Source organism: Parabacteroides sp. AF19-14 (assembly GCF_003635485.1).
GTDB lineage: Bacteria > Bacteroidota > Bacteroidia > Bacteroidales > Tannerellaceae > Parabacteroides > Parabacteroides distasonis.
Map to the genome: position 1 here is coordinate 282 of NZ_QTMJ01000065.1, position 383 is coordinate 664.

Genomic DNA, 383 nt, shown 5'->3' on the forward strand with positions numbered 1-383 from the left:
AGCTCGATCAACTCATACTCCCCAGCTCTCACCTCGAACAAGGGGACCCACAGACAGTCGAGGATACGCACCATCACGTCCTTATGCCCACCGCCCGGCTGCACCACCACCTCCGCCTCCATGTCGGTAAAAGGGCCGGAGGTGATACGCACACGGTCGCCTTTCAACAAGCGGCCGCTATCTGGCACGTATACGGGAAGCTCGTTGGAGTAAGAAGCCGCGACCCAACGCAAGGTTTCCATCTCACGATCCGAGAGGTACGGGAAATAAGACCGCCCGCCGGAGGAAACCCGGGGGAGGAAATTATACAGGGGAAGCGTACGCTTCAGGCGGAAGATCTCGTCCTCCGAGGCGTGGACGAACACGTAGTTGTACAGCAGGGG

At 59.3% G+C, this 383-nt stretch carries 1 pseudogene; it reads right to left on the reverse strand.

From position 1 onward, the window contains the following. Nucleotides 1-383, reverse strand: a pseudogene (locus DWX33_RS23050) (transcriptional regulator); the annotation flags it as partial.